Here is a 26,798-nt window from a genome sequence, read left to right as displayed (position 1 = left end):
ATAATACACTATCAAAATTTGATTATTCGAGATAACACACAAAATGTATAAAATTTAGCATCCATTAGCTTCATTAAAATCAAAATATAATAATAACACTTGGTTACGATAATTGATCGAGGTCACATATTTAATGTTGATGAAGTTAGCTATTTTTTGATTTTGCTATAAATTTAACAACATTAAAAATAAATAATAACCAACATACTTTTATTTTAATATTTTATTTGCAAGATTTAATTTTAAATTAATTGCATAAAACTCCTTAAATATAACAGTTTGATTATTATAGCATTAATTTAAATTGAAATTATTTGTTATTTTTGCCTGTCATCAGACCACTTATTAGGTAAAGTTTTTATATAGTGATTATTGCAGTTAATAATTATATATCAAATAACAATATACAATTAAAGTAATAACATCCCTGCAAATACACAACTCAATCCGATTAAGAGAAGGTTTATATGAAAAACATTAACTATAAGCTCGCTACACTTACCCTTTGTACTCTTTTTGCCTCTTCTGCGTTAGCTAATAATACACAAGCCCCTATCCGCCTCGTTATTCATGGTGGTGCAGGTACAATAACGAAAGATACCATCACCCCAGAACAAGAAAAAGAATATAAAGCCAAACTGACCGAAGCATTAAATGCTGGATATGCTGTTTTAAATAGTGGAGGCACCAGTATTGAAGCCGTACAAAAATCGATTAATGTTATGGAAGACTCTCCTCTTTTTAATGCAGGTAAAGGTGCTGTTTTTACTCACGATGGTAGAAACGAACTTGATGCTTCTATTATGGATGGTAAAACGCGCAAAGCGGGTGCTGTTGCTGGTGTTACCACAGTAAAAAATCCGATTAATGCCGCTATTGCGGTAATGGAAAAAAGTCCACATGTTATGATGGTTTCTCAAGGGGCTGATCTTTTTGCCAAAGAGCAAGGGTTAACCATCGTTGATCCGAGTTATTTTCGTACTGAATATCGTTGGCAACAACTACAAAAAGCATTAGAAAAAGAACAAGTTGTATTAGATCATGATGGTAAAACTGCGGCTCTTTTTGCTGATCCGATGATGTATGATTATAAATACGGCACTGTTGGCGCTGTTGCATTAGACCAACATGGTAATTTAGCGGCGGGAACATCAACAGGTGGAATGACCAATAAACGTTATGGGCGTGTGGGCGATTCCCCTATTATCGGTGCAGGTAATTATGCGGATAATGAAACGGTTGCGGTATCGGCAACAGGATCAGGTGAAATGTTTATTAGAACGCTGACCGCATTTAATATTGCAGCCCAAGTTAAATATCAAAAACTACCACTAGAGCAAGCGGCACAAAATGCACTTGATGAAGTAAAAGCGATAAATGGAAGTGGTGGTGTTATCGTATTAGACAAATCTGGAAACTATACGATGAGCTTTAACTCTGAGGGAATGTATCGAGGCACCATTGGTAATGATGGCAAACCACTAGTCGCCATTTATAAAGATTAACCTTCATTATTTTAAAACTATGCCTTTGGTTTTTAGCGACTGTTATTAAAAATACAGATAAACCAAAGGCATAATATTAAGCCATTTCCACGATCATCCCTCTATTTTGATCTCTTTATTCCTTTCATGGGTAAAACCCACTGTTCACTTCGCACTCTAAAACCGTTTATAAAACAAACATTATGCACTAAAAACAAACATGATCGCCTCTACTTATTAAAATGATCCTTTGAAAAAGTAGCTTTTTTCTTTTTTAGATCTGTTAGAATATTCAGCATAGTTATATTGATTTAATAAGGAAATTGCTGTGGATTTTCACCACGACGATCAAGAAATAACACCAGAAACATCACTTGTATTGGCGGAAAAACAACCATTATTAGATCTCAATGCAACTTTCACCTCTCCGACACAAACTAACCCTGCACTGGCTTATTTACGCAGTTTAGGTTCTAAACGTAGTCGCCAAACGATGGGATCATTTTTAACTATCGTGGCAAAAATGATTGGCTTCTCTTCAATAAAGCATTGCCAATGGGGAGCACTTCGCCGCCACCATATTCAAGCAATTATCGACATGTTATCTGATGCGGATAAAGCACCCGCCACGATTAACACTTATTTAGCTGCACTAAAAGGTGTCGCTTTAGAAGCATGGGCGATGAAATTGATGGATACAGAAAGCTATCAACATATTCGCCAAGTTAAATCGGTAAGAGGCAGTCGATTACCTAAAGGTCGAGCGCTTACTGGACATGAAATTCGCGCACTTTTTCGCTGTTGTGAAAAAGACCACTCCTCAAAAGGTTTAAGAGATGCGGCCATATTAAGTGTACTACTTGGCTGTGGATTACGCCGTTCAGAAATTGTTGCGCTTAATTACGAGCATATTCAATTTCGTGATCAAGCTTTTATTGTCAGAGGAAAAGGTAATAAAGAAAGAATATCCTATATGCCAGAAGATACTTGGGAGCGTGTTCAGTTATGGATCGATGAAATAAGGGGAGCACAAGATGGCGCCCTTTTCACACGTATTCGCCGCTTTGATGATGTAACAGATGAACGAATAACAGACCAAGCCATTTATTATATTTTAGAGACACGCCAACAAGAAAGTGGCATTGATAAATTTGCTCCTCACGATCTGCGACGCACTTTTGCCTCTGCAATGTTAGATAATGGCGAAGATATTGTAACCGTAAAAGATGCCATGGGTCATGCCAGTATTATGACTACACAGCGCTATGATAGACGTGGTGATGATCGTCTTAGAAAAGCGGCTCGACATTTACGTTTTTAGCCTTTTATATTGTAAAAATATACCCAATTCAATCAATGATATTGGGTATATAAATTTTCATCTTATTAATTTTAGCTATGGCTTATCTAAATGGCGGCTCATTAAAGGTTCTTAATTTACGAGAATGTAATTTATCCTCTTCGTCTTTTAATAACTCAATTGCATGAATACCTATTTGCAAATGCTCTGATACCGCACCTTCATAAAAGTGATTAGCTTGTCCTGGTAATTTTATTTCACCATGTAACGGTTTATCAGATACACATAACAAAGTGCCATAAGGAACGCGAAAACGATAACCTTGAGCGGCAATAGTGGCACTTTCCATATCCACGGCAACGGCTCGACTTAAACTAAATCGCCTTGATGTTGCTGAAAAACGTAATTCCCAATTACGATCATCTGTTGTCACAACCGTTCCTGTTCTTAATCGTTGTTTGATTTCATGTCCAGGCTTACCGCTAATGGCTTTAGTGGCATCATAAAGTGCACGCTGAACTTCAGCAATATTAGGAATAGGAATATCTGGCGGTAATACAGCATCTAAAATATGATCATCTCGTAAATAAGCATGAGCTAAAACGTAATCACCTAATAATTGGCTTTCTCTTAAGCCGCCACAATGACCAATCATTAACCAAACATGAGGACGTAGAACCGCCAGATGATCACAAATTGTTTTGGCGTTTGACGGCCCAACACCAATATTCACTAATGTTATTCCCGGCCCTTCTTTTGCAATTAAATGATAGGCGGGCATTTGATATTTTTTCCATGTCAGATCAGAAATTAATTTTTCCGGATCAACCGTATCGGCGGTTATTTGCTGAAAACCTGCACAAGAAAGTGCGCAATATGGACTATTTTTATCAGCAACTTGTGCACAGGCCCAACGAACGAACTCATCCACATAGCGATTATAATTGGTGAATAAAATATAAGGTTGCACATCTTCAGGTAAAGTTCCGGTATAATGCTTTAAACGAGCCAAAGAAAAATCCGTCCGTAGTGCATCAAAATGTGAAAGAGGTAAAAGCTCGCTGTCATCAATTAAACCATCGGTAATATCATCACCAATTTTAGAGAGATCGGTAGTCGGAAAATATTTTGCTAAAGAGGCGCTCATTGACCGATCAAAACCAATGCCAGTGCCATCAATGACAAAAGGATATGGTATCTCTTGTTTTGAGGCCGTCACTTCAAAAGAGACATGATAAGCATCCGCAATAAGTTGCAGTTGCTCAGTTAAATAATTTTCAAATAAAGTTGGATTGGTGATAGTCGTAGAATAAGTACCTGATTTTGATAAACGCCCATAAGCTCTTGTTTTATCTTCTTTTTTAACATCACCATACCAATGTACGGTTAATTGCGGATAAGCAAATAGACCTTCAGCCCTTTGTTTTATATCAGGTAATTTTCCATCTTGAGCATACATAATAATAGCATTACGTAAGGCATCAACAGCATTTTGATATTGTTGTTTTAACTGATTAATAATTTTTTGAATTTCTGGGTTATGAGGTTTTGACATAAAGGAGCCTCTACTTATTCTCACGTTTTTCACATCATAGCAAGAAGCTCTATTTTGACCAAAGGATAAAATTAATAAAAATTATATGAGCATTCTCCACCTAATGAGACTAGTTGTCCTTTATTTAGTTTTAACGTAATATCAACGCTGTCTTCTTTAATGATTTTATTTCGACTCAATAGATGGGAGAATAGCTCTCCTAGCCTTGGTTTTTTATTATTTAGTTGTTTTATTATCTCGTTCATCTTTTCATTTAAAATTTTATCATAAGTTATTTCGATATTATTATTAATAGCAACCATATCATAGATAAAATTATATAACTTACTTTCAAATGGTTGAGCTAAGGGAATATTTAGATTTATTTTATCGCTACTTTTTTTAAAAAATTTTATTTTTAATTCAATTAAATCATCAGAAAGAGTCTTTATACTATAAATTTGTTCTTGCTTAACAACATTACTCATAGAAAAAGATGTTGTTAATGTGTAGTAATCAAAAGAATCATTATATGATTTAATTAAGGTAATCCCTTCTTGATTTAGTAAATAATAAATTGCCTTTTTATTTTTCTCTGAGATATCTTTAGTTAAAGTTTCAAATTCTTCCATTGCCTCGTCTTGATCTTTACTTTTTATTTCTTTACCATTGAAAATATAAGTATTTCTATTTATATCTTTTATTAGTGCCTTTTTTATATTTAAGTTAGCATTATCATTTTCTAAGTTAGCATTATCATTTTCTAAGTTAGCATTATCATTTTCTAAGTTAGCATTATCATTTTCTAAGTTAATATTATCATTTTCTAAGTTAGCATTATCATTTTCTAAGTTAGCATTATCATTTTCTAAGTTAATATTATCATTTTCTAAGTTAGCATTATCATTTTCTAAGTTAGCATTATCATTTTCTGTATCTAAGTTAGTATTATCATTTTCTATCGCTTTGCTTACGAGCTGTCTTATAGCACTAAAGTTAACTTGATTAAAGTTACTTTTATTAAGCTTTAAGTCTATTTCACCAGAACGTATTTTATTATCTAATTCAATATACAACTCAGCAAAAATTTGATCATTAAGCTCATTTTTATCTAACTTTTCATATAGACATTTCAATGCAATTTCATTAGAAAAAATTAATGAATGCCGATTAAATGCATTAATTATTGTTGACATTTTATTAAGTTGTTCATTGTCTATATCCGTTATAGAAATATTATAATTATCTATTGAAATCGTAATATTTTTATCATTATCATTAGTATTGATTTTTATTCTTTCTTTATATGCATCTGAAGCCATAGTTTTTAGCATTAAAACATGATATAGCATTTTAAAATTGTTTTTGTCATCAAATTTCTCTTCAACTACAATGTTTTCAACTATTTTTAGTGCTTTTTCTCTTTTGTTTGATTGGAACCAGTCTTTTATTTTATCCCATAATGACATCACATCTTTTGTTTTTTCTCCTTGTGATATTCTTAATATCTGTAAACTAGAAATATCATTGTGATTAATTTTTACACTCATCATATTTTCCTCTTAAATTAACCATATAATAATTAAAATTACATTTAAGAGAAGAACACTTTTAGTGACACTATGCTATAAAAAATCACCCACGATAAATAATATTAGTCGCATTTCCTTTAAATTTATGGAATTAAAAAACTTAATACGATCGGCAAGGTAATTGCTGCAAGCATGGTTTGTGAAGTAATGATCCCCGCCATTAGCTCAGAATCCCCTCCTAGCTGTCGAGTTAAAATATAAGAAGTTGGGGCTGTAGGGATAGAAAAGAAAATGACTAAAAGCATCATAACTAATGGAGACAAACCTAAAAAATTAGCAACACTATATGCAATTATCGGTACAATAAGCAACCGAGTCACTGTGTTAATACTAATCATTTTACTTTCTGCTTTTAGTGTTGATAAATGTAATGCCGCACCAATACAGATAAGCCCTAAAGGTAAACTAGTCGCAGCTAACAATTTTAGAAATTGATCGCTACCAAAAGGAAGCCCTATTCCTGATAAATTGATAACAATCCCTATTACGCAAGAGATAATTAATGGATTTTTAATAATTGGGAAGATTAATTGACGAAAAGTTACATTTTGCCCTGCGGTTAAACAAAGCACTGAAGTCACATTTGATAGAGGAACCAAGGTTGCTAATATCAAAGCAGCTATTCCTAAACCTTCAACGCCAAATAAATCAGCGACAATAGCTAAACCTAAATAAGTGTTAAACCGAATATTGCCTTGAACGATCGCACCAAAACGGCCAGCAGACCAGCCGGTTATTTTTTTAAAAATAACACACAAAATAGTGGTAATGATGACTACTGAGAAAATAGCCCCAGCAAGGTGAGGTAATTGAGGATCAGATAAAGGAGCATTAGCCAAGCTATTGAGAAGTAATGCAGGAAAGAGTAAAAAATAATTTAATTTTTCAGCCCCTACCCAAAATGCAGGTTCAAATGCTTTATTTCTTCTTAAAATAGCGCCTAGCGCAATTAACGCAAATAAAGGCCATAACGTTAACAACACATTTTGCATAGTGTGTGCCCCAGAAAAATAGTCATAATTTACAATATCGTAACATTAGCAAAATTACCAACTGATATTGTTAATATAAAAGCTAATTCAAAAAATGATAAAAATAAAAAATTTTCGCATTTTAAGCCCAACTTTTTCTGTTCTATAATGCTAGGTATAATTTTTATGTCAATAAGGCACTATTTATAAATTTTATAAATCAATATACATTCGATAACAGTGTAAACTTGCCTGAGCCAAGCTAGAATAGTACTCTCGCTCTTCTAAAACAGTGAACCCTTGTTTTAAATAAAATAGCATCGCATTAGGCGTTGCATCTAAAAATAACTGAACAAAATTTCTTTGTTTAGCTTCATATTGTAGCTGTTTAAGAATAAGTCCTGCATATCCTTTTCCCATGCATTCCGGTAATGTAAAAATGGCTTCAGCAAAGCCAGTTTTAAGATCTAAAAAACCAGAAGCCACGGGAATAGACAACTTTTTATCATCAATAACATAGAAAGGATTATTAATAATAGATTGTCTATAGCCGTCAGGCATTTCATCAGGAGTCCAAGCGGCTAATATATCGGGCGGATAGACATGTTGACAGCCAAAACGTAACGCTTTATTTCTTAAATACCATAATCGTTTTGCTTCATGAGGCTCCGCAAGCCTAAATTGAACACCTTCCATTATAACCTCATTAGTCACTGTAGATATTGCAATTATAGAAGTTATTATTCACTATTTTTATATTTTCTTCTTATACCACTATTATAATATTATTTTTATAATGTCCTAAGTGTATCCATTACGCCTGATACACTTAGGATAATTCACTTATTAGTTAACTATTTTAGTATGGTTATCTTATTATTTTCATCGTTATTACACTCAACATTATTCGAAGATGGTAATAATAATGCAATAACATATCCTAATAATAAAATAAAACGCACTATTACCATTGTATCTGAAGAAATAAGTAATGGATATGGTGTAAGGACCATGGTGCCAATGGTAAAGATCAGTGCAATAGTGATAGGATATTTGAAACCGAAATCTCTTACTCGTTGAGTTAAAATAAGTGCAAATACGTAGATTTGTGCTATTAATAATATGAATTCGACTATACCATAAGAACTAAAAGAGAATTGGTAAAAAAATAATTTATCAGGATCATTCTCAACGGAATCAGGTAACAAGGTCATAAATAACATATATATTAAACCGTTTACAATACCAAATAACACAGAAAAAACCACTTCTGCTCCTAAAAAAGAGAGTCTATCCCGTCTTTTTTCCTTCCATTGATAAACTATTTTAGTTTTCATATTCAATCCTTTCTATTTTAAAATTGTATTCTTTCATATCATATATAATATACTTAATATTTTTACCTAAAACTATATGTTTATAAGACAATATAAACAATTCTAGCATCTTCTGTTTTGATAATTGAAAGAGACTGTCAACAAAGTTCTAAATACTTTTAAGCACATATGATGAAATTTTAGACGCACTATATCGGCTCAAAATAGATACTACCGCTCTTTTATCTAATTGATAATAGAGCAGTTTTATTATTTTAAAATTTATTTCACCATTTTATTGATCCACTTAATTTCTTCGTTAGTGAATCGAATATTACTTTCTTTATTTGTATCAGTATCTTGCAATATTTTTTCTTTAATTAATTGGCTGACAGGGACAATAATATTAAAATGATCTCCATTTTTTATATTATAAATTTTCAGAGGAATATCGTGTTCCATTGCAACCACACGTAATTCATTGAATTCATCCCAAAAATAATCATGACCTTCAAAATAAAATGTTGGTGTTTTTATTGATTTAATATAGCGGTATACAGAACGGACATTAAATTCTTCTTCGTTATTTTTATCAAAGGGTAATTCAACCATCATCCGCCCTTCTGTGCGTAGTTTAAGATCAGGTATTCCTCCTAAAGAGAATATTGCCCTGAATTTATCACTGTATTCACTAGCCAATAATGCTCTCGTTCCCCCAGTGCTATGTCCTACTACGTAAATACGTTTAGGATCAACATAAGGTAATGACGCTAAATATTCTCTAGCTGAGTCTAAATCTTCTAATTCACCATAAAACATTTCATAGCGACCAGGGTTGGTATTTTCACCACGAAAAGAAGGTATCATGAGTACCATATTAGGATCACGAAACGTCGCTCCTGTTTGGTCATTTTCAACTGGTTGTGGTGTCCAAAAATAATCATCTCCTCCTATCCCACCATATCCTCCATTCAGCCAAATCACCGCAGGTAGTTTATTTTTTTTATTCGCCGGCGGAGGGGTTAAATAAGCATACATATCACCTAGTTTGGCCGGATATTTAACTACATTGAATATTTCTGCTGGCGCTTCCCAAGGTGCTTCAGTATTGTCAAAACTATCATTTATAATTTGTGTTTTAAAACGCTGATGTGCTTCAAATAAGGTTTCATCGCGAACATCGATATTCGCATTCGCCGAGAAAGTACCAATTGTTAGTAAAGAAAAAATAAGCGCAGGAGCAATTTGTCTAAAACATCTCTTTTTTAGAACCATATCAATCAATTTCCTTATAGATTATTTAAGTAGTGGAATAATAGTATAGATTGCTTAAAAATTTTGAATAGCATTTTTCTTGAACAAAGAAAAATAGATGTAAAAAGTATCTTAATTGGAATGGTTAAATTGCTTAAAAATTAAATAGGCAGAAAACGGTTTTTGGTTTGAGAAGTTATTTTTAAACAACACCCTGTCCACACTTGAACACTTAGAGCCACTTTTTAGCCCTTCTTGATGATTTTATATACAAAAAAAGGCATCTTAAAAAAGATGCCTTTCTCTATAACTTATTGATTATCTTTGATTTGCTTATTTTGCCGTTGTGCGAATTAAGTAATCAAAGGCGCTTAATGAGGCTTTTGCACCTTCACCCGCGGCGATAATAATTTGTTTATAAGGAACAGTTGTACAGTCACCCGCAGCAAATACCCCTTTAATATTGGTTTCACCACGTGAATCAACCACGATCTCACCAATTTTATTACGCTCAACAGTTCCGTCTAACCATTGTGTGTTTGGCAGTAAACCAATTTGGACGAAAATACCCGCTAAGGCAATATCATGCATTGAATCGTTAGTGCGATCTTTATATTTCAGTCCTGTTAACTTAGTGCCATCTCCATATACTTCTGTTGTTTGGGCATTTAAGATAACATCGACATTACTTAAGCTACGCAGTTTATTTTGTAAAACAGCATCGGCTCTCATTTCTGAGGCAAATTCTAGTACGGTCACGTGCTCCACTAAACCCGCTAAGTCAATGGCAGCTTCAACACCCGAGTTACCACCACCAATAACAGCCACTCTTTTACCTTTAAATAGAGGACCATCACAATGTGGGCAGTATGTTACACCGCGAGTACGGTACTCGTTTTCACCCGGTACGTTCATATTTCTCCAGCGAGCACCCGTGGCAATAATTAAGCTACGGGTTTTTAAAATCGCACCAGATGCGGTTTCAATTTGGTGTAGATCACCTTCCGCTGCTCCCGGAATTAAACGGCTGACAGTTTGGCTGTCAATGACATCAACTTGATAATCATCAACATGAGCTTTTAAAGCCCCAGCTAATTTTGCACCTTCTGTTTTAGGTACAGAGATATAGTTTTCAATATCAACAGTATCGAGAACTTGTCCACCAAAACGTTCACCGATAAGACCTGTATTTAAGCCTTTACGTGCAGCATATACTGCCGCTGATGCCCCCGCAGGGCCGCTTCCGACAATCAAAACATCAAAGGCATCTTTTTTATTTAATAACTCTGCAGTGCGTTTTTCTGCATTGCTATCTACTTTGCTAACAATTTCAGCTAAAGTCATACGACCTTGGCCAAACTCGTTGCCATTTAAGAATACCGCAGGAACGCCCATGATATTACGTTCCTGAATTTCATTTTGGAACATGCCTCCGTCGATCGCCGTATGGGTGATGTTCGGATTTAAAATCGCCATTAAGTTTAATGCCTGAACAACATCAGGGCAGTTATGACAAGAGAGCGAATAATAGGTTTCGAAATGAAACTCACCGTCTAACTGACGAATTTGTTCAAGTAATTCTGGGGCTTCTTTAGATGGATGACCACCGGTTTGTAATAATGCTAATACTAAAGAAGTAAACTCATGACCTAATGGCGAGCCTGCAAAACGAACGCCAGTTGTTTTCCCTGGGTTGGTAATAAGAAAAGATGGTTTGCGCACATTAGCACTGTTATCTTCACGGTATGTGACTTTATCAGATAACGGTTCAATTTCTTTTAATAAGGCTTGGATATCAGCAGAATGTTTGCTGTCGTCTAATGTTGCAACTAACTCAACTGGCTGGGTTAATCGTTCTAGGTAAGCTTTCAGTTGAGCTTTTAAATTATTATCTAACATTTTTGCACCCTCAATAAAATCGGGTGCCGAAACACCCGATAAATAACTACGTTAGTAGCTTCTTTAGTGGCTTGATTCTTATTTAGAATTTTTTAGATTTTGCCAACTAAATCCAGTGATGGAGCTAAAGTTGCATCACCTTCTTTCCATTTTGCTGGGCAAACTTCACCTGGGTGGCTAGCAACATATTGAGCCGCTTTTACTTTACGTAACAGGTCAGCTGCATCACGGCCAATACCTTCAGCAGTAATTTCGATTGCTTGGATGATACCTTGTGGGTCAACAACGAAAGTACCACGATCTGCCAGACCTTCCGCTTCACGCATATTTTCAAAGTTACGAGTTAATGCGCCAGTTGGGTCACCGATCATGCCATATTTGATTTTACCGATAGTTTCTGAGCTGCTATGCCATGCTTTATGAGTAAAATGAGTGTCAGTAGAAACAGAGTAAATTTCTACACCCATTTTTTGGAATTCTTCATAATGATCAGCTAAGTCACCTAATTCTGTTGGACAAACAAAGGTAAAGTCAGCTGGATAGAAGAAGAAAATGCTCCATTTGCCTTCGACGTCCTTTTCAGTCACTTCTACGAATTGACCGTCTTTAAATGCCATGTTTTTGAATGGTTTGATTGGGGTATTAATTAAAGACATTGTATTTCCTCCTGTTTGGTATGAATCTAATGTACCTATTCCAATTGAGAATATCTAATACATTCCTACTATCATATCAATAGGTTTTACCTAATGAGTTTAATAAATTGATAGAGATAGATTAACGAAATGTAGCGACTAACGCAAATGACTAAAAAAAATACAAAAAAACACGATTTAATGACAAAAAAAGCTAATTATTGCTATTTTTAGCAGTAAAACTATAAAATTAACTCTATAAAAAGTAACAATTATTTTTTCAATTTAGCGCTTTTTATCACATATATACAGATCAAATCTCTTTGGCGGTTTTTAAAATAGTATAAGTGCATTTAAAAGCGGCCTGTTGGATCCGATAAATATCTTGTTTATCGGTGGTAGATTGCACAACTGCATCACCGGCTTGAAAACGTTGTAGCTCTCCCCAGGGCGCTTCCATTGCAAACTCAGCGGTTTGTTTTGGAACAATAAAATAATTCATTTCAATCCCTTTAGGGATAAAAACTTGATAGCCTTGCCTTATCGGTGTGATGCTTTTCGCTTTGTCTACATCAGCCAGATTATAGCGCTGAGTAAATTTATCTTTTCTGACCAAAATTTCTTCATTACCTGTTGCTGGACAAATATTTTGTACAACCCAATCACCCGCTTTGGCTGGCTCCGAAATAGTTTCAACCCCTTCACCTTTTATGTAAGTGGTGATCACTTCCCCTTCTTTTGCAGGTCTGGCTAAAACGGGTTTGGTTTTGATAGCCACACCAGTGATGGCCATTTTCTCCGCTTGAGCAAAATAAGAAATGCGATCTTTTTGAGGTAAATGAGTGAGTGGTTCAGCCACAGAAAATCTAGGTAGCAAGGCAGAGGCGAGAAATAATATTGCTATGCTATTTTTATAATGTTTGTAAGGCATATAGGTACTGTTTATCTTATCTGTCATCTTATTTATCTTATCTATCATCTTATTCATATAGATGCATGGGTAGCATTTTGGTTTTACCATATATCAATGGTATCTCGAATATTATGACAAATTAAAAAATAACAGTATCAATAAAATCAGCAAGTAATGAACTAAGAATAAAAAAGCGAGGAGTCTCACAACTTATAATAAAAAACTAATAAAAAACCACTGAAATAGTTATAAAGTGCCTCATTAGTAGTGAGAACTATTTGAAAAAACAGTGCGTTGAAAAAAATGATGACATGATAAAAGAAATATGCGAGGCAGCATGCTCAAAACGACAGAAGCTATAGCATATGGATAGCCTCTGTCTAGCATTATCATAGTCTACCTGTTTTTCGTAACGCTCGTCGAAAATAGGATACTGGCATTTTAGGACAAATTTGCTCTTTGACGGCTGGATTATTTTCTAGCTCTTCTTTTTCAATATCATTATTTTTGCTTCTGTTCCGTAATGGTGTTTCTGTTTTATTCATCTTCCCTTACCTCAGAGATCAATGCCTCATTAATGGCTTCTATTTTTTCGACTGCTTCATTAAGTATAAAAGCAATGCGTTGCGCTTTTTCTACAGAAAGTTGTTTCAATACTAACTTATGACGTAATACCGCTTTTAATTTTCCTACCGCAAATTCGATTTCCTCAGAAACTCCCCCTGCGTTTTGTGATAAATCACGTGCATAAGCCAGTTTATTTTGAATATTTTTTTCTGTTTCTTGGTTTTCTGCTAAAAATGCTGAACCTTCTGGCGTAATACTATAATTTTTACGGCCTTTTTCAGCGATATTAGCAACAACTAAATCTTGCTCTTCTAATAGTGTCAGTGTTGGATATATAACCCCTGGACTTGGTACATATAGTCCTGAAGATGCTTCATCTATTCCTCGAATAATTTCATACCCATGGCTAGGTTTTGCCGCGATCATACTCAACAAAAGGACACGTAAATCACCATGGTCAAACATACGTTTTAATTGACGACCTTGGCCTCTTCCTTTTCCTTTACCAGCACCACAACCTCGGCCATGTCGTTTACCATGCTCTTGCTGTTTTTCACCGTGACAGCAGCCATGTTCGGCATGATCATTATGCTCATGACTTTGCTCACCCTGTTGGCAACATTTGCCATGACCTTCTTGGTGATGGCCTCTTTCACCATGACAACAATGTTCATTATTGCCATTGTGGTGTTGTCCTCTGTGTTTACCTTTACCACCACAACGTCCGATGCCATGACCACCATTATCGGTGTGTTGTTGATAAAGCGAATGTAACGCTTGGATCATCATAATATTCCCTCATTTTTTAGATATATCGAAATCATTGATGACCAATATAATCCGATATATCTAAATGATCAAGTTTTAGATATATCTATTTACTTTATCTATCATAAGGAATAGTAACAATATGATTTATCTATAGTTACATTCTATCATTCACTCCTAATTATGAATGATTCTCATTCTCGAGCTTGATTTTATGTGCTATTTATAACGAAAATAAGGAGCTAGACAAACGAAACAAGCAAAGGAAGGAGTAACTTTAGTGACAGCGTCACTTTTATAAGGGTAAACTAAAAAAGTTAGCAACCTTTTCCTTGCTAACTTTTACTATGTTAAATAATAAATAGAACAAAATAGCTATTTTAATGCAGATAGGACAACTTTTTTAATATAGTCGTACCCTGCTTTAATATGCTCTTCACTCCATTTATCAGTGTTTTTTATCGTTAATTGTAAAAGACTTAAGTGGTTAACTTGCTTCCATTCATCTTTACCTAAATGACATTGTTGACAAAACTGAGCAGGTATATCATCGCTATTACGAGCACACAGCACTAATAGGTTGAGATCTGGCTTATATTGGCTCTTTATTTCTAAATTTTTATAAATAGCATTATTTAGCTGATTTTGTATTTTTAAACATTGGTTGCCTTTAAGAGCAATGGCAAAAGTGAGTTTATTAAAATCTGAAACTGGCAAAATATGAATAGCATAAGAGATACCCGATTTTTCAAATTCGTTCTCTTGTTTTAATTGTTGTTCCAGTTTTACTCTAGCTTCCCATTGATTTTGAGCGCATTGCCCATACCCAAAATGATTAAAAGCATATAGCTGATGGATCCCCCACATTGATGCAACCGCAGGTGCTGATTGGATCCCATCAATTTCATCGGGAATATTCCCCTCTTCTGGGCACAGTTTTGGCGGGTTAGCGAGAAAACGACTTAATCGAGCATCTTTTATACAAACAATCCCCGTAGGATAAGGAGAAAATCCCGCTTGAAATGGCTCAAAAGAAACAGAATCAGCTCTTGATAGCTGAGTAAAACTATCATAAATATCTGAGGTTAACTCAAGTAAAGGTGCTTCTTGCTTAAGTTTATCGCACAATATGTTATAAGGGATGATGCTATTATTTTCGTCAAGAAACAGGCTTTTCATATAGCCTAATTGGGATGCATCAATGTGAATATAGAATGAGTTGTTATGTTGTTTTTCACACTCTTCACGTAATTCGAAAAGAGGCTTAAGTTTGTCAATGCTACCGTATGTCGATGAGCCTAACACGCCAATAATACCGAGTATCGGCTCTCCCTGCTCTATTAAGCGAAGCACAATATGACGCGTTTTAGCTATATCTGTTTTAAACTCTTCATCTATTGGTAAGGCAATGAGATTATCATAACCTAACCCCAAGATATCCATCGCCTTCTTCCAAAATTCGAAGCGGTATATCGGTACTAGTAATTTACCTAAATGCATCGTTCTTGTCATGCCGGTGCCACGACAAGTTAAATGGCTGACATCATCAAAAATATCTCGCTCATATAGCTGTTCACTGATGGATAAAATATCAGTGATAGACATATTAAATAACTCAAATGCTTTTTTATCTGCAACCAGATCTCTTGATTTTGGATGACGTGCAATCGCCATCGGCAGTGTTTTTAAATTTCTCAAAGCCCACAAAATTTCATAACAAGCAAAAACATGACTGGTGGTAATATGCCCAAATGCTTTATCTGGTTCAAAACCGATTAGTTTACACAAATCATGAGTTATTTTTTGCTCTTGCTGTTTTTGTATGGGTGAATGTTTGTTAAAAACATTATCAGCATTATAGGCCAGTGCAGAAAGGTAGCCTAATTTCGCCAATCGCATGACGGGAGAGTTGTAATGTGAGAAATAAGGCTCAATCTCAGGTTTATTATTCATTAGCTGCTGGTTTAAATTATTTAAAATATCACCATAAGATCCCTTCACAGCTTTATTTTCAATGGTATTGCTTTTTATTTTGTTCTCTAATCTCTCATTAGTATTTATCTGTGAGTTATTTGGACTAGAATAAAAGGACTCACTATCCATCAACATCTTTACCATCTCTCGATGATAACATGTTAGGGTATCCACGGTTCGGGTATCAAACACACGCTCTGCAGCACTCAGACAGGTTTCTTTGTGATTTGCCATCATCGCACCTATATATAAATTTTTGTTATCAATTTTAATCAGAATTGAGTTTATTTTACGTAAATAATTAGTCTCTTTTTAAATGATATACTACATGATGAGTAAGAATCTTCTTTATTTTATTGATATCAGATAAGATTTTCCAAGTTCGTTCTAAAGTTTTTACTTTTTCATGATAAATGATTTAGTTTTATTAATTAGTTTATAAATTTCATTATCAATTTTGATTTATGCTATTTTTCAAAACTTATTATAATATTTTTACCATAGTCGATACTTAAATCTGTTTTATTTTAAATAAGTGATTTTTTATCTTAGATAAGATGGATTATTAAGTGAGGTTTATTTTTATAATGACGCAAAAAGCACAGGATCATATTAAAGCTTCTTAAATTTTTTATAGAGAATAAAAAAACACATAATATCTTTATTATGTGTTTTTTCAGAATAATCGTGATTGAGAATGAGAATGCTTTTATAACTTATAATAAATAAAATAAATTTATTTTAGCTCTACACCAGTGATTTATTCATATCAATCTCAAGCACTACTTTACCAATTAAGTCACCAGACTCCATTAATTGATGTGCTTTGGCAACTTCTTGTAAAGAAAAGACCGCATTAATAATAGGCTTAATTTGACCTTTGATAATCAACGGCCATACTTGTTGTTTTAATTCTTGTGCTATATGCGTTTTTTCTTCTGGCGTTCTAGAACGCATGGTAGAACCTGTATGAATTAATCGCTTAAGCATCAGTGGCATCATATTTAAGTTTTTAGGGGCCCCTTTCATCATGCCAACTTGGATCACTCTGCCAAATTTCGCCGCAACTTGATAATTTTTTTCCACATAATCGCCGCCGATAATATCAAGTATGACATCAACGCCTTTACCTTGAGTTAATACAGGAATTTCTGTAGCAAAATCTTTCTCACGGTAATTAATAACATGATTAGCCCCTAATTTTTGGGCAACTTCGGCTTTTTCTTTTGAACCTACCGTTGTGTAAATTTCACAACCAAGATTGTGTGCTAACATAATCGCCATAGAGCCAATCCCAGAAGTGCCCCCATGGATCAAAACCGATTCCCCTGCTTTTAACTGACCGAGTTGAAATAGATTTGCCCAAACAGTAAATAAATTTTCAGGTAATGCTGCCGCTTCAATATCGCTTAATCCTTGCGACGGTAAAGCGATATCTTCATGGACTAAACAATATTCAGCATAACCGCCACCAGCAACTAAAGCACAAACACGATCACCTATTGCCCATTTTGTACAATGTTCACCTAATTTCACCACTTCCCCAGCAATCTCTAATCCTAATATAGGAGATGCATCGGCTGGCGGTGGATAACTACCTTGACGTTGAAAAATATCAGGGCGATTAACACCCGCTGCATTAACTTTTACCAACATATAATGAGGGGGCAATGACGGTAATGGGCTATTTTCTAATTGCAGTTTATCAACGCCACCGGGTTCAGTAATAACCACTTGCGTCATAAAAGCAGGTAAGTCATTATTTTTTATCATGATGTCACCTTACTTAGAAATGAATGAGATCTTTATCAACAATCACTATCGCATAAAAATAGTCATTTTATTTAAGTAATGATGTTATTGAGATAAATTTATTTTTGCATAGAACAAATTATAAACACTGTTATAGCCATCCCTGTTTTTGATGCTGAGTACAAATCGGACATAAGGTGGCATTAGGCTCCCAAGCAAAAAAAGCAAGGCGGCATTTATCACATTGTGCATCATAATAATGGTAATGTGTCGGTGTGCTATTTTTAGCAATTTGTTCTACGACTTTTATTGATTTTGGAAAACAGACAACTTGGCAGTTCATACAACCGGTGCAACGTTTTTCATCAATGATAAAGCGATTATCTTCGATTGTGATTGCACCTTCATCACACACCTTGGCACATGCAGAACAAAGAATACAACTTTCTTTATCTAATTGAATATGGAACCAGCTATCTTGCGGATAAAGCTGTTTCCTTGCATTTAATCCTGTTTTTACGTGACCTTTATTAAGTGGCTTTTCATCTAATTTTTGTCGAAATAGCATAAAGCGACGACCACTATCGACCGGTTCAGGCTCCACTAAAACTAATTGCCAAATAGGCTCTTGTAAGGTTTTTAATTGCAAATTAAGTTGTGCGAGTATCGGCAGCCACTTATCAACCAAGGGTTCCGCTATTTTCATACCGCGTATTTGATATTGTCGATGCCAAACCAAAAGCTCTTCAATACTGGCCAGTGGTTCATCATGATTAATGACTAATAGATTATCTTGAAAGCTACGTTCATGGGGGGAGATATTTTCTATAGCGTCAACAGGGCAAGTAAATAGACAATTACCGCATTGGAAACAACGCTCATTATCTATTTCAACGTTCAAAAGACTAAAAGTGATAGCGTCCACAGGACAGACTTTTGAACAGCTATCACAAAGGCTTTGTTTGAGGCGTTTCCTAACACATTTATCATTAATGATAGGTTCAGGAGGAAGATCTACCCTAATAAAACGCCTCATACTTCATGACTCCATTACTATTACTTAACAATAAAAAATGCAAATCGGTTAAGTATCTCAGCAATTAACAGGACAATACCGCTACCCCAAATTAGAGATAACCCAGAAGTAAATACAGCTATACGATATTTATACAGGCTATATCCCATCATTAATATACTGATAATAGACAATATCCATGCAGATATTCTTAATCCGAAAGTCTCATTATACGCAATTATAGGGGTATGAGGAAAAGTAATTGCATCATTGGTTAATTGTATTTCTGACATCCATGATAAATAAAGTGGTTGCTCTGCCATACGGATAGTCACAGCAAGAAAAATACCAACTAAAGCACTTAATACTATTTTTTTAGCAAGTTCGCCATCAGCAAAGGCTTTAACCCTTATTGAAGTGATCAATAACGTGATCACCGCTCCCGCAGAAAAAACAGAACCGATAAACATAAAATAGGTATTAACATGCATCCAAGTTATCATCGATGTGCTGTAATAAAGCGAAGCCATACAGAAAATATCCACTAACCCCAGTAAACCGATAATGGCTAAGAGGGTTTTATTCATATGACCTTTTATTAGTACTAGCAAGGTATATAAACATAGTGCGCCCAGGTAAAGAGCAGCAAAGATAATCTCACGGCTTAACCATGATGATGATATATGGCGCAAGGCATGAAACGCATTCCACGGATATCCCATATGCAGTGTTGAGGCTAATAATCCTAAGCATCCCAATATAGCACTTGTCAGTAATACGGGGCGCAAAGTGCGTGTTGCTCGTTGATTACCTATTTCTTTCTCTAACCAACAAAAATAGAGGGCAGTAAAAATAGTAACACCAACAGAACTTTGTACTAACAAAGTAAAGGTAACTAATGGCCATTCACTCATGCTTGGTTCCCTCCTTTTTTAATTGCACCAGTATGTGGTTTAATGACCAAATTAGGGTGAGTGATTGTAAAATCAGGTAACCCTTGAACTTGGCTTAAATGACCATATTTAGCGCGTAGATCTTTAATTTTTCCAAACTTAATCGCATTTAATGGACATGTATCAACACAAATAGGATTTTTACCTTCTGCTAATAAATCTACGCAGAAATCACATTTCGACATTTGTCCCGTTTCAGTATTCATTTGTGGTGCACCATAAGGACATGACCATGAGCAATAACCACACCCAACACATTTGCTGGTATCAACACGGACAATGCCATCCCCGGGGCGTTTATGCATTGCTGTTGTTGGACAGTTTTTTACACATATAGGATCGTTACAGTGATTACATGAAATCGTTAATGTGTATGCAAAGACATTATTTTCAAATGCACCTTGCCCATTAGGCGCAAATCCCCCGCCCTGTATTTCATAAATACGGCGAAAACGGCGCCCAACCTCTAAATTATTTTTATCTTTACATGCAACTTGGCATGCTTTACAACCTGAGCAACGAGAAGAATCAATAAAAAAACCAAGCTGTTCATCGCTAACAGGCGCATATTGTTTGAATTCACTCATGCTTTGGTTACCTCAACTAAAACGGTTAAATGTGAATTACCATGGGCTAATGGTGTCATACGTGTTGATGTCAAAACGTTAGGGCACCCACCATGATCAACACCGTCTTTATCAGGAGACCACCAAGCCCCCGCCTGTAAACCAACCACACCAGGAATAATTCGCTCGGTAACTAAAGCGGGTATTTGGGTGATCCCTCTGTCGTTATAGATACGCACCATATCGCCATTTTTGATGCCTCTATTTTGTGCATCAATAGGGTTTATCCACATTTCTTGGCGTTGTACCTCTTGTAACCAAGGGTTAGCATATTGCGTTGAATTAGCTCTATTTTTTCCTTTCCAAGTTAACATTTGTAGTGGATATTTCTCGGTCAATTTATCTTCTGGACCTTCAATTGCAGGAACATAATGAGATAATGCAGGAATATCGACATTATTCATGTCATAGAGACGTTTAGAGAAAATTTCAATTTTTCCTGATGGAGTTGGGAAAGGATGATTTTCTGGATCACGAATATTTTCTTCAAATGCAACAAAAGGTGCATCTTTGAAAAGATAGCGGCGAGTCTTGAGTAATTCATCAAAAGTTGGGAAATCAGGTCTATCTTTAAAGCGTTCTTTGTTAGTATTAACGAGATAAGCTATCCACTCTTTTTCTGTTCGTCCTTCGGTAAAAGCCTCTTTGACTCCCATTTTCTCAGCAACATCGCTGATCCATTCATAATCAGAACGTCTTTCAAAAGCAGGTTCAACGACTTTTTCTGACAGTAAGAAATAGTTGCCCGTTCCCCATGTATTACCGATATTCCAACGCTCTAAAAAGCTCGTTTCTGGTAAAACTAAGTCTGCGTATTTGGCTGACGGAGACATATATAGATCACTAACAACGATAAACTCTACTTTAGATTCATCTTCAAGTAACTTAGCTGCCGCATTAACATCAGGGTTTTGATTGACAAGATAGTTACCCGCTAAAGAAAAGATCATTTTGATATTACTATCAAGTTTATCGACGCCAATAAGGCCATCTTCTGGCGTCACTTTGCTCGCATCCTCAACAGCTTGCATCCAATTCATAATGGATATTTGTGCAGTTACCGGATTTTTGCCAATATTAGGACCACGAATAGATTGACGGTTACCAATTCCGCCATATCCAGCCGCCCAAGCGCCTTTTTTACCCACATTCCCAGTAATTGCTGCTAATAACGTTGAACCACGGGCGGTACGTTCACCACAAATATGACGTTGTGGCCCCCAACCTTGAATTAAGGCCGCGGGTTTTGTCATCGCATATTCACGTGCTAATTGACGGATAGTATTGGCTGGGACTCGTGTGATTTTTGTCGCCCATTCTGGGGTTTTCGCTATACCGTCTTTTTTCCCTAATAAATAAGCCATTAATGATTCGTTAGCTGGCACCCCTTCAGGCATATGATCTTCATCAAAACCTAGCACATATTTATCGATAAACGCTTTATCATGTAAATTTTCGGTCACAATGACATACATCATTGCATCCATCAGTGCATTATCTGTGGTAGGAAGTAATGGGATCCATTGATCAGCTAAAGATTGGGCTGTATCTGAATAACGAGGATCGACAACAATAAATTTGGTCCCATTATTTTTCATTTTTTGAAAATAGTGATTGGTGTGACCAAAAATGGTTTCGTTGGGATTATGTCCCCACAAAATAACTAAAGGCGTATCCGCTAAAGTATCAAGAGAACTTCCTGTTTTAGATACGCCATAAGTATAAGGTGTGACTTTAGCGGTATTCCCTAAGCTCACTGAGTGATAATAAGGAAGATATCCTCCTGTGAGATTAAAGAGTTTTTTCATCATAGTATCACCAGAGAAGATCCCCCCAGTGACGGCGGTATTTACCGTAAGAAAACGACTTGCTGCACCATGCTGTTGAGTTAATCGTGTTACATTCTCAGCAATTAAAGAGGTTGCTTCATCCCAAGAGATACGCTCAAATTTGCCTTCACCGCGCTTACCCACACGTTTCATGGGATATTTAAGTCTATCCGCATGATAAGTGAATTTACGATAACCTCTACCTCTTACGCAGGCTCTCATTATCGGCATTTGTTCATCTAAATCAGCATCTGGTCTTGTGGTAATACGGGTAACAATTCCCTCTTTAACATGAGCTCGGATATCACATTTACCACCACAGTCAAAGGTGCTGCATGTTGCGACGACAGTAGCAGGTTTCTCATCAATGTTGGCAATAGGTAGGCTTTTATCAAGATTGGCCTGTGCATTTTGTGCGAAAAAAGGCATACTCACTAATGCTGCACTGGCTTGTACAAAATGACGACGCGTTAATGGCATCCCCTCTTGATTAGCAAGCCTTTTTTCTTGTTTTTTTATAGACATATCATTCTCACATAACTATTTTTATTAATGAAAATGATAAAAGATAGTGGATAACCCTTATTGATACATATCAATACCACTTAATAGGTAAGCGAATGTTTCAAAACTCCATTCGTCTTTGTATGGGATCTGCCATTTTATAAGGAAAAGCTAATTCAAGTTAGCATTAAGTTGTATCAAAAATACATTTAGCTAACTTTACTTAGGAAGTGTTAACAGATGATTAATTTCTGTTGGCAAAACGAAAAGTTAAGAAAATAAAGTGAATAAGATGTTAATCCTTGAATAAAATTTCTTGAGTTCCCTCCTAATTTTTAGTTTTACCAAAGATAATTTAGCAAATACCCTATGACTTCCTTAAAAAATCGAATAATATACCAATCGTGTATAGGGTTAGCGCAAATTATTCTAAATAAGTCACCAAACAAAACACGGGCTTAATCAATCTATATCGTTTTTTACATTCAGAATTATTTCTATGCGTACCATTATTCCCCTTACCAATTACAGCAATGTGTGTTAAAATTGACACATATCAATATTTTTATTTGTAATGAGCAAGCTTATGATCCCAGAAAAACGCGTCGTTCGCCGAATCCAATCTGGCGGTTGTGCAATCCATTGTCAAGATTGCAGTATTAGCCAGCTCTGCATCCCGTTTACTTTAAACGAGCATGAGCTTGATCAACTGGATAATATTATCGAGCGTAAAAAACCTATCCAGAAAGGTCAAACCTTGTTTAAAGCCGGTGATGAGCTGAAGTCACTTTATGCCATTCGTTCAGGAACTATTAAAAGTTATACGATCACTGAAGAAGGCGACGAACAGATCACAGGTTTTCATCTTGCAGGTGACTTGGTTGGATTTGATGCCATTATCAACACCGAACACCCAAGCTTTGCACAAGCTCTTGAAACATCAATGGTTTGTGAAATACCATTTGAAACACTAGATGATTTATCAGGCAAAATGCCTAATTTACGTCAACAAATGATGCGTCTAATGAGTGGCGAAATCAAAGGTGACCAAGAGATGATCTTACTGCTATCAAAGAAAAATGCAGAAGAACGTTTAGCCGCCTTTATTTATAACCTCTCTCGCCGCTTTGCGCAGCGCGGTTTTTCACCTCGTGAGTTCCGTTTAACCATGACTCGTGGTGATATTGGTAATTACTTAGGCCTGACAGTAGAAACCATTAGCCGACTATTAGGTCGTTTCCAGAAAAGTGGTATGTTAAGTGTAAAAGGTAAATACATCACTATTGAAGATAGTGAAATGTTAAGTGAACTCGCAGGCAAACTGCCTTCCTCAACAGAAGCTTAATCTTTTACATTACATCACCTATTTTTATAACGGGGCACACAAATTTGTGTCCCGTTTTCTATTTTGTGCTATTGCATTTTAGCTTCTTGGGTTATCTTTAAAAATGTAGATGGATAAATCCAGCCCTAAAGAGGATATAGCAATGGAAAAATATCAAAACCTTCTCGTTGTCATTGATCCTAACCAAGATGACCAACCAGCACTACGTCGTGCTGTTTATATCGTTCAGCGTAATGGTGGGCGGATAAAAGCTTTTCTACCTGTTTATGATCTCTCATATGACATGACCACCCTTTTATCTCCCGATGAACGTAATGCGATGCGCAAAGGCGTGATTAATCAAAAAACCGCTTGGATAAAACAGCAAGCTCGCTATTATCTTGAAGCCGGCATTCAAATCGACATAAAAGTGATTTGGCATAACCGACCGTATGAAGCCATTATTGAAGAAGTGATCACCGATAAGCATGACTTACTGATTAAAATGGCTCATCAACATGATAAGTTAGGCTCCTTAATTTTTACTCCCCTAGATTGGCAATTGTTAAGAAAATGCCCTGCTCCTGTATGGATGGTAAAAGATAAAGAGTGGCCAGAATACGGCACTATTGTTGTCGCCGCTAATCTGTCCAATGAAGAGTCATATCATGATGCATTAAATTTAAAGTTAATTGAATTAACAAACGATTTATCTCACCGTATACAAAAAGATCCCGACGTTCATTTACTCAGTGCCTACCCTGTTGCACCCATTAATATTGCAATTGAGTTACCTGACTTTGATCCTAACCTTTATAACAATGCTTTGCGTGGACAACACCTTATAGCGATGAAAGAGCTTCGCCAGAAATTCTCTATTCCTGAGGAAAAAACACATGTCAAAGAAGGATTGCCTGAGCAAGTTATCCCTCAAGTATGCGAAGAGCTAAATGCGGGTATTGTCGTATTAGGTATTTTAGGGAGAACTGGACTTTCTGCCGCTTTCTTAGGCAATACAGCAGAACAGCTGATCGACCATATAAAATGTGATTTACTCGCTATCAAACCTGATGGCTTTACCTGTCCTATCACTGTCGATTCAGACAACGAATAACGCTTTTAATACTGTATAACAAAACGCCCGCTATCACTTAAATAGTCGGGCGTTTTTTATTAAAGATTATTAGCTAAACAGATCACAAGGCTTTTAAAATCGCATCGACACTGGCTTTAGCATCACCAAATAACATTTGGGTATTTTCTTTAAAGAATAATGGATTTTGTACCCCCGCATAGCCAGTATTCATAGAGCGTTTAAACACGATCACGTTTTGAGCTTTCCATACCTCTAATACCGGCATACCTGCTATTGGACTATTAGGATCGTCTTGTGCGGCTGGGTTAACAGTATCATTTGCACCAATAACTAAAACGGTATCTGTATCAGCAAAATCATCATTGATTTCATCCATTTCTAAGACAATATCGTAAGGTACTTTCGCTTCTGCTAACAATACATTCATATGCCCCGGTAGACGACCCGCAACTGGGTGAATACCAAAGCGTACTTTTATACCACGCTGACGAAGCTTTTCTGTTATATCATGTACTGGGTATTGTGCTTGTGCCACTGCTAAGCCATAACCCGGCGTAATAATCACTGAAGTTGAGTTTTTCAATAGTTCAGCAACTTCTTCTGCGGTTGTTTCACGATATTCCCCCATCTCTCCTTCGTCACTGGAGCTGCTACCATCTGTACCAAAACCACCGGCAATAACGCTAATAAATGAGCGGTTCATTGCTTTACACATGATATAAGAAAGAATAGCGCCCGATGAACCCACTAATGCCCCTGTTACAATTAACAAATCGTTGCTTAACATAAAACCAGCGGCGGCGGCGGCCCAACCCGAATAAGAGTTCAACATTGACACAACAACAGGCATATCCGCACCACCAATGGAGGCAACTAAATGCCAACCAAATGCTAATGCAATGACTGTCATCACAATCATTAAAAAGACTTGTAAACCAACACTGTCAGTTTTGACAAACCAGATCATTAATAAAAATGAAATAACTAAAGCCGCTAAATTAAGTTTATGGCGATTAGGCAACATCATAGGTTTGGATGACATTTTGCCACTTAGCTTGCCATAAGCGACAATGGAGCCGGTAAAAGTAACCGCACCGATAAAGATACCTAAAAAGACTTCTGTGAGATGAATGTTGGCCATTACAGGATCAATGGCAGGATTGTGATCTAGATAACTATTAAAACCAACCAGAACCGCGGCTAAACCTACAAAACTATGCAAAATAGCCACTAACTCTGGCATTTGCGTCATTTCAACTTTTTTGGCTAAACGGATACCAATAACGGCACCAATAACCATAGCAACAATGATCCAACCTACATTATCAGCATAAGGCCCAAAGATAGTCGCAAATAACGCGATAGCCATCCCTGCAATACCAAAGTAATTCCCCTGTTTTGAGGTTTCATGTTTGGATAACCCTGCAAGGCTAAAAATAAATAATATTGCGGCGACAATATATGCCGCTGTAACAACACCGCTGGACATAAT

General features: G+C 35.9%; 22 protein-coding genes. 4 read left to right on the top strand and 18 right to left on the bottom strand.

Annotation, left to right across the window (positions count from 1 at the left end):
• Positions 1–467 precede the first annotated feature (467 nt).
• Positions 468–1,505 (top strand): isoaspartyl peptidase/L-asparaginase family protein, encoded by a 1,038-nt coding sequence (locus PMI_RS05895; RefSeq protein WP_004242876.1) that lies wholly within the window; start codon positions 468–470, stop codon positions 1,503–1,505.
• A gap of 307 nt (positions 1,506–1,812) precedes the next feature.
• Positions 1,813–2,805 (top strand): tyrosine-type recombinase/integrase, encoded by a 993-nt coding sequence (locus tag PMI_RS05890; protein WP_012367910.1) that lies wholly within the window; start codon positions 1,813–1,815, stop codon positions 2,803–2,805.
• An 82-nt stretch (positions 2,806–2,887) separates the two neighbouring features.
• Here PMI_RS05890 and PMI_RS05885 read toward each other — a convergent pair whose 3' ends face one another.
• The 17 genes from PMI_RS05885 to PMI_RS05810 all read right to left on the bottom strand — a co-directional run bounded on the left by PMI_RS05885 (position 2,888) and on the right by PMI_RS05810 (position 22,907).
• Positions 2,888–4,339, bottom strand: coding sequence for an AMP nucleosidase (locus PMI_RS05885; protein WP_012367909.1), 1,452 nt, complete (start codon positions 4,337–4,339; stop codon positions 2,888–2,890).
• Positions 4,340–4,410: 71 nt separating this feature from the next.
• Complete coding sequence (locus tag PMI_RS05880) at positions 4,411–5,871, bottom strand: hypothetical protein (RefSeq protein WP_012367908.1); 1,461 nt, start codon at positions 5,869–5,871, stop codon at positions 4,411–4,413.
• A 122-nt stretch (positions 5,872–5,993) separates the two neighbouring features.
• A complete protein-coding gene (locus tag PMI_RS05875; RefSeq protein WP_012367907.1) occupies positions 5,994–6,902 on the bottom strand; it encodes an AEC family transporter in 909 nt (302 codons plus the stop codon).
• 192 nt (positions 6,903–7,094) lie between these two features.
• Complete coding sequence (locus PMI_RS05870) at positions 7,095–7,577, bottom strand: GNAT family N-acetyltransferase (RefSeq protein ID WP_012367906.1); 483 nt, start codon at positions 7,575–7,577, stop codon at positions 7,095–7,097.
• A 158-nt stretch (positions 7,578–7,735) separates the two neighbouring features.
• Complete coding sequence (locus tag PMI_RS05865; RefSeq protein ID WP_004242866.1) at positions 7,736–8,218, bottom strand: hypothetical protein; 483 nt, start codon at positions 8,216–8,218, stop codon at positions 7,736–7,738.
• 261 nt (positions 8,219–8,479) lie between these two features.
• Positions 8,480–9,472: an alpha/beta hydrolase family protein gene (locus tag PMI_RS05860; protein ID WP_012367905.1), complete on the bottom strand. Its 993-nt coding sequence runs from the start codon at positions 9,470–9,472 to the stop codon at positions 8,480–8,482.
• Positions 9,473–9,784: 312 nt separating this feature from the next.
• Positions 9,785–11,350, bottom strand: coding sequence for an alkyl hydroperoxide reductase subunit F (ahpF, locus tag PMI_RS05855; protein ID WP_012367904.1), 1,566 nt, complete (start codon positions 11,348–11,350; stop codon positions 9,785–9,787).
• 92 nt (positions 11,351–11,442) lie between these two features.
• Positions 11,443–12,006, bottom strand: a complete 564-nt coding sequence (gene ahpC / locus PMI_RS05850) for an alkyl hydroperoxide reductase subunit C (RefSeq protein WP_004242845.1) — start codon at positions 12,004–12,006, stop codon at positions 11,443–11,445.
• Positions 12,007–12,298: 292 nt separating this feature from the next.
• Entirely contained in the window at positions 12,299–13,006 is a 708-nt protein-coding gene (locus PMI_RS05845) for a hypothetical protein (RefSeq protein ID WP_012367903.1), read from the bottom strand.
• A gap of 281 nt (positions 13,007–13,287) precedes the next feature.
• A complete protein-coding gene (locus PMI_RS19445; RefSeq protein WP_004242841.1) occupies positions 13,288–13,443 on the bottom strand; it encodes a hypothetical protein in 156 nt (51 codons plus the stop codon).
• A complete protein-coding gene (locus PMI_RS05840; RefSeq protein WP_017827809.1) occupies positions 13,436–14,254 on the bottom strand; it encodes a PadR family transcriptional regulator in 819 nt (272 codons plus the stop codon). The genes PMI_RS19445 and PMI_RS05840 overlap by 8 nt, the downstream gene beginning before the upstream one ends.
• Positions 14,255–14,608: 354 nt before the next feature.
• Positions 14,609–16,441, bottom strand: coding sequence for a swarming inhibition tyrosine decarboxylase DisA (disA, locus tag PMI_RS05835; RefSeq protein ID WP_017628132.1), 1,833 nt, complete (start codon positions 16,439–16,441; stop codon positions 14,609–14,611).
• A gap of 513 nt (positions 16,442–16,954) precedes the next feature.
• Positions 16,955–17,980 (bottom strand): NAD(P)H-quinone oxidoreductase, encoded by a 1,026-nt coding sequence (locus PMI_RS05830; protein WP_004242837.1) that lies wholly within the window; start codon positions 17,978–17,980, stop codon positions 16,955–16,957.
• A 130-nt stretch (positions 17,981–18,110) separates the two neighbouring features.
• Positions 18,111–18,995, bottom strand: a complete 885-nt coding sequence (locus tag PMI_RS05825; protein WP_004242836.1) for a 4Fe-4S binding protein — start codon at positions 18,993–18,995, stop codon at positions 18,111–18,113.
• A 20-nt stretch (positions 18,996–19,015) separates the two neighbouring features.
• Complete coding sequence (locus tag PMI_RS05820) at positions 19,016–19,888, bottom strand: dimethyl sulfoxide reductase anchor subunit family protein (protein WP_004248022.1); 873 nt, start codon at positions 19,886–19,888, stop codon at positions 19,016–19,018.
• On the bottom strand, positions 19,885–20,514 hold the full coding sequence (locus tag PMI_RS05815; protein ID WP_012367900.1) for a DMSO/selenate family reductase complex B subunit: 630 nt from the start codon (positions 20,512–20,514) through the stop codon (positions 19,885–19,887). Before PMI_RS05815 ends, PMI_RS05820 begins: the two co-directional genes overlap by 4 nt.
• Positions 20,511–22,907, bottom strand: coding sequence for a DMSO/selenate family reductase complex A subunit (locus PMI_RS05810; RefSeq protein WP_012367899.1), 2,397 nt, complete (start codon positions 22,905–22,907; stop codon positions 20,511–20,513). The genes PMI_RS05815 and PMI_RS05810 overlap by 4 nt, the downstream gene beginning before the upstream one ends.
• A gap of 565 nt (positions 22,908–23,472) precedes the next feature.
• Between PMI_RS05810 and fnr the strand changes: the two genes are divergently transcribed.
• Positions 23,473–24,231 (top strand): fumarate/nitrate reduction transcriptional regulator Fnr, encoded by a 759-nt coding sequence (fnr, locus tag PMI_RS05805; protein WP_004248018.1) that lies wholly within the window; start codon positions 23,473–23,475, stop codon positions 24,229–24,231.
• 142 nt (positions 24,232–24,373) lie between these two features.
• Entirely contained in the window at positions 24,374–25,324 is a 951-nt protein-coding gene (gene uspE / locus PMI_RS05800) for a universal stress protein UspE (protein WP_004248016.1), read from the top strand.
• An 82-nt stretch (positions 25,325–25,406) separates the two neighbouring features.
• Here the strand turns inward: uspE and pntB are convergent, their stop codons facing one another.
• Positions 25,407–26,795, bottom strand: a complete 1,389-nt coding sequence (pntB, locus tag PMI_RS05795; protein ID WP_004242825.1) for a Re/Si-specific NAD(P)(+) transhydrogenase subunit beta — start codon at positions 26,793–26,795, stop codon at positions 25,407–25,409.
• Between the last annotated feature and the right edge of the window lie 3 nt (positions 26,796–26,798).

Source organism: Proteus mirabilis HI4320 (genome assembly GCF_000069965.1).
Lineage (GTDB): Bacteria > Pseudomonadota > Gammaproteobacteria > Enterobacterales > Enterobacteriaceae > Proteus > Proteus mirabilis.
The sequence above is the reverse complement of the archived record's forward strand: the minus strand, read 5'-3'. Positions and strand labels throughout refer to the sequence as shown.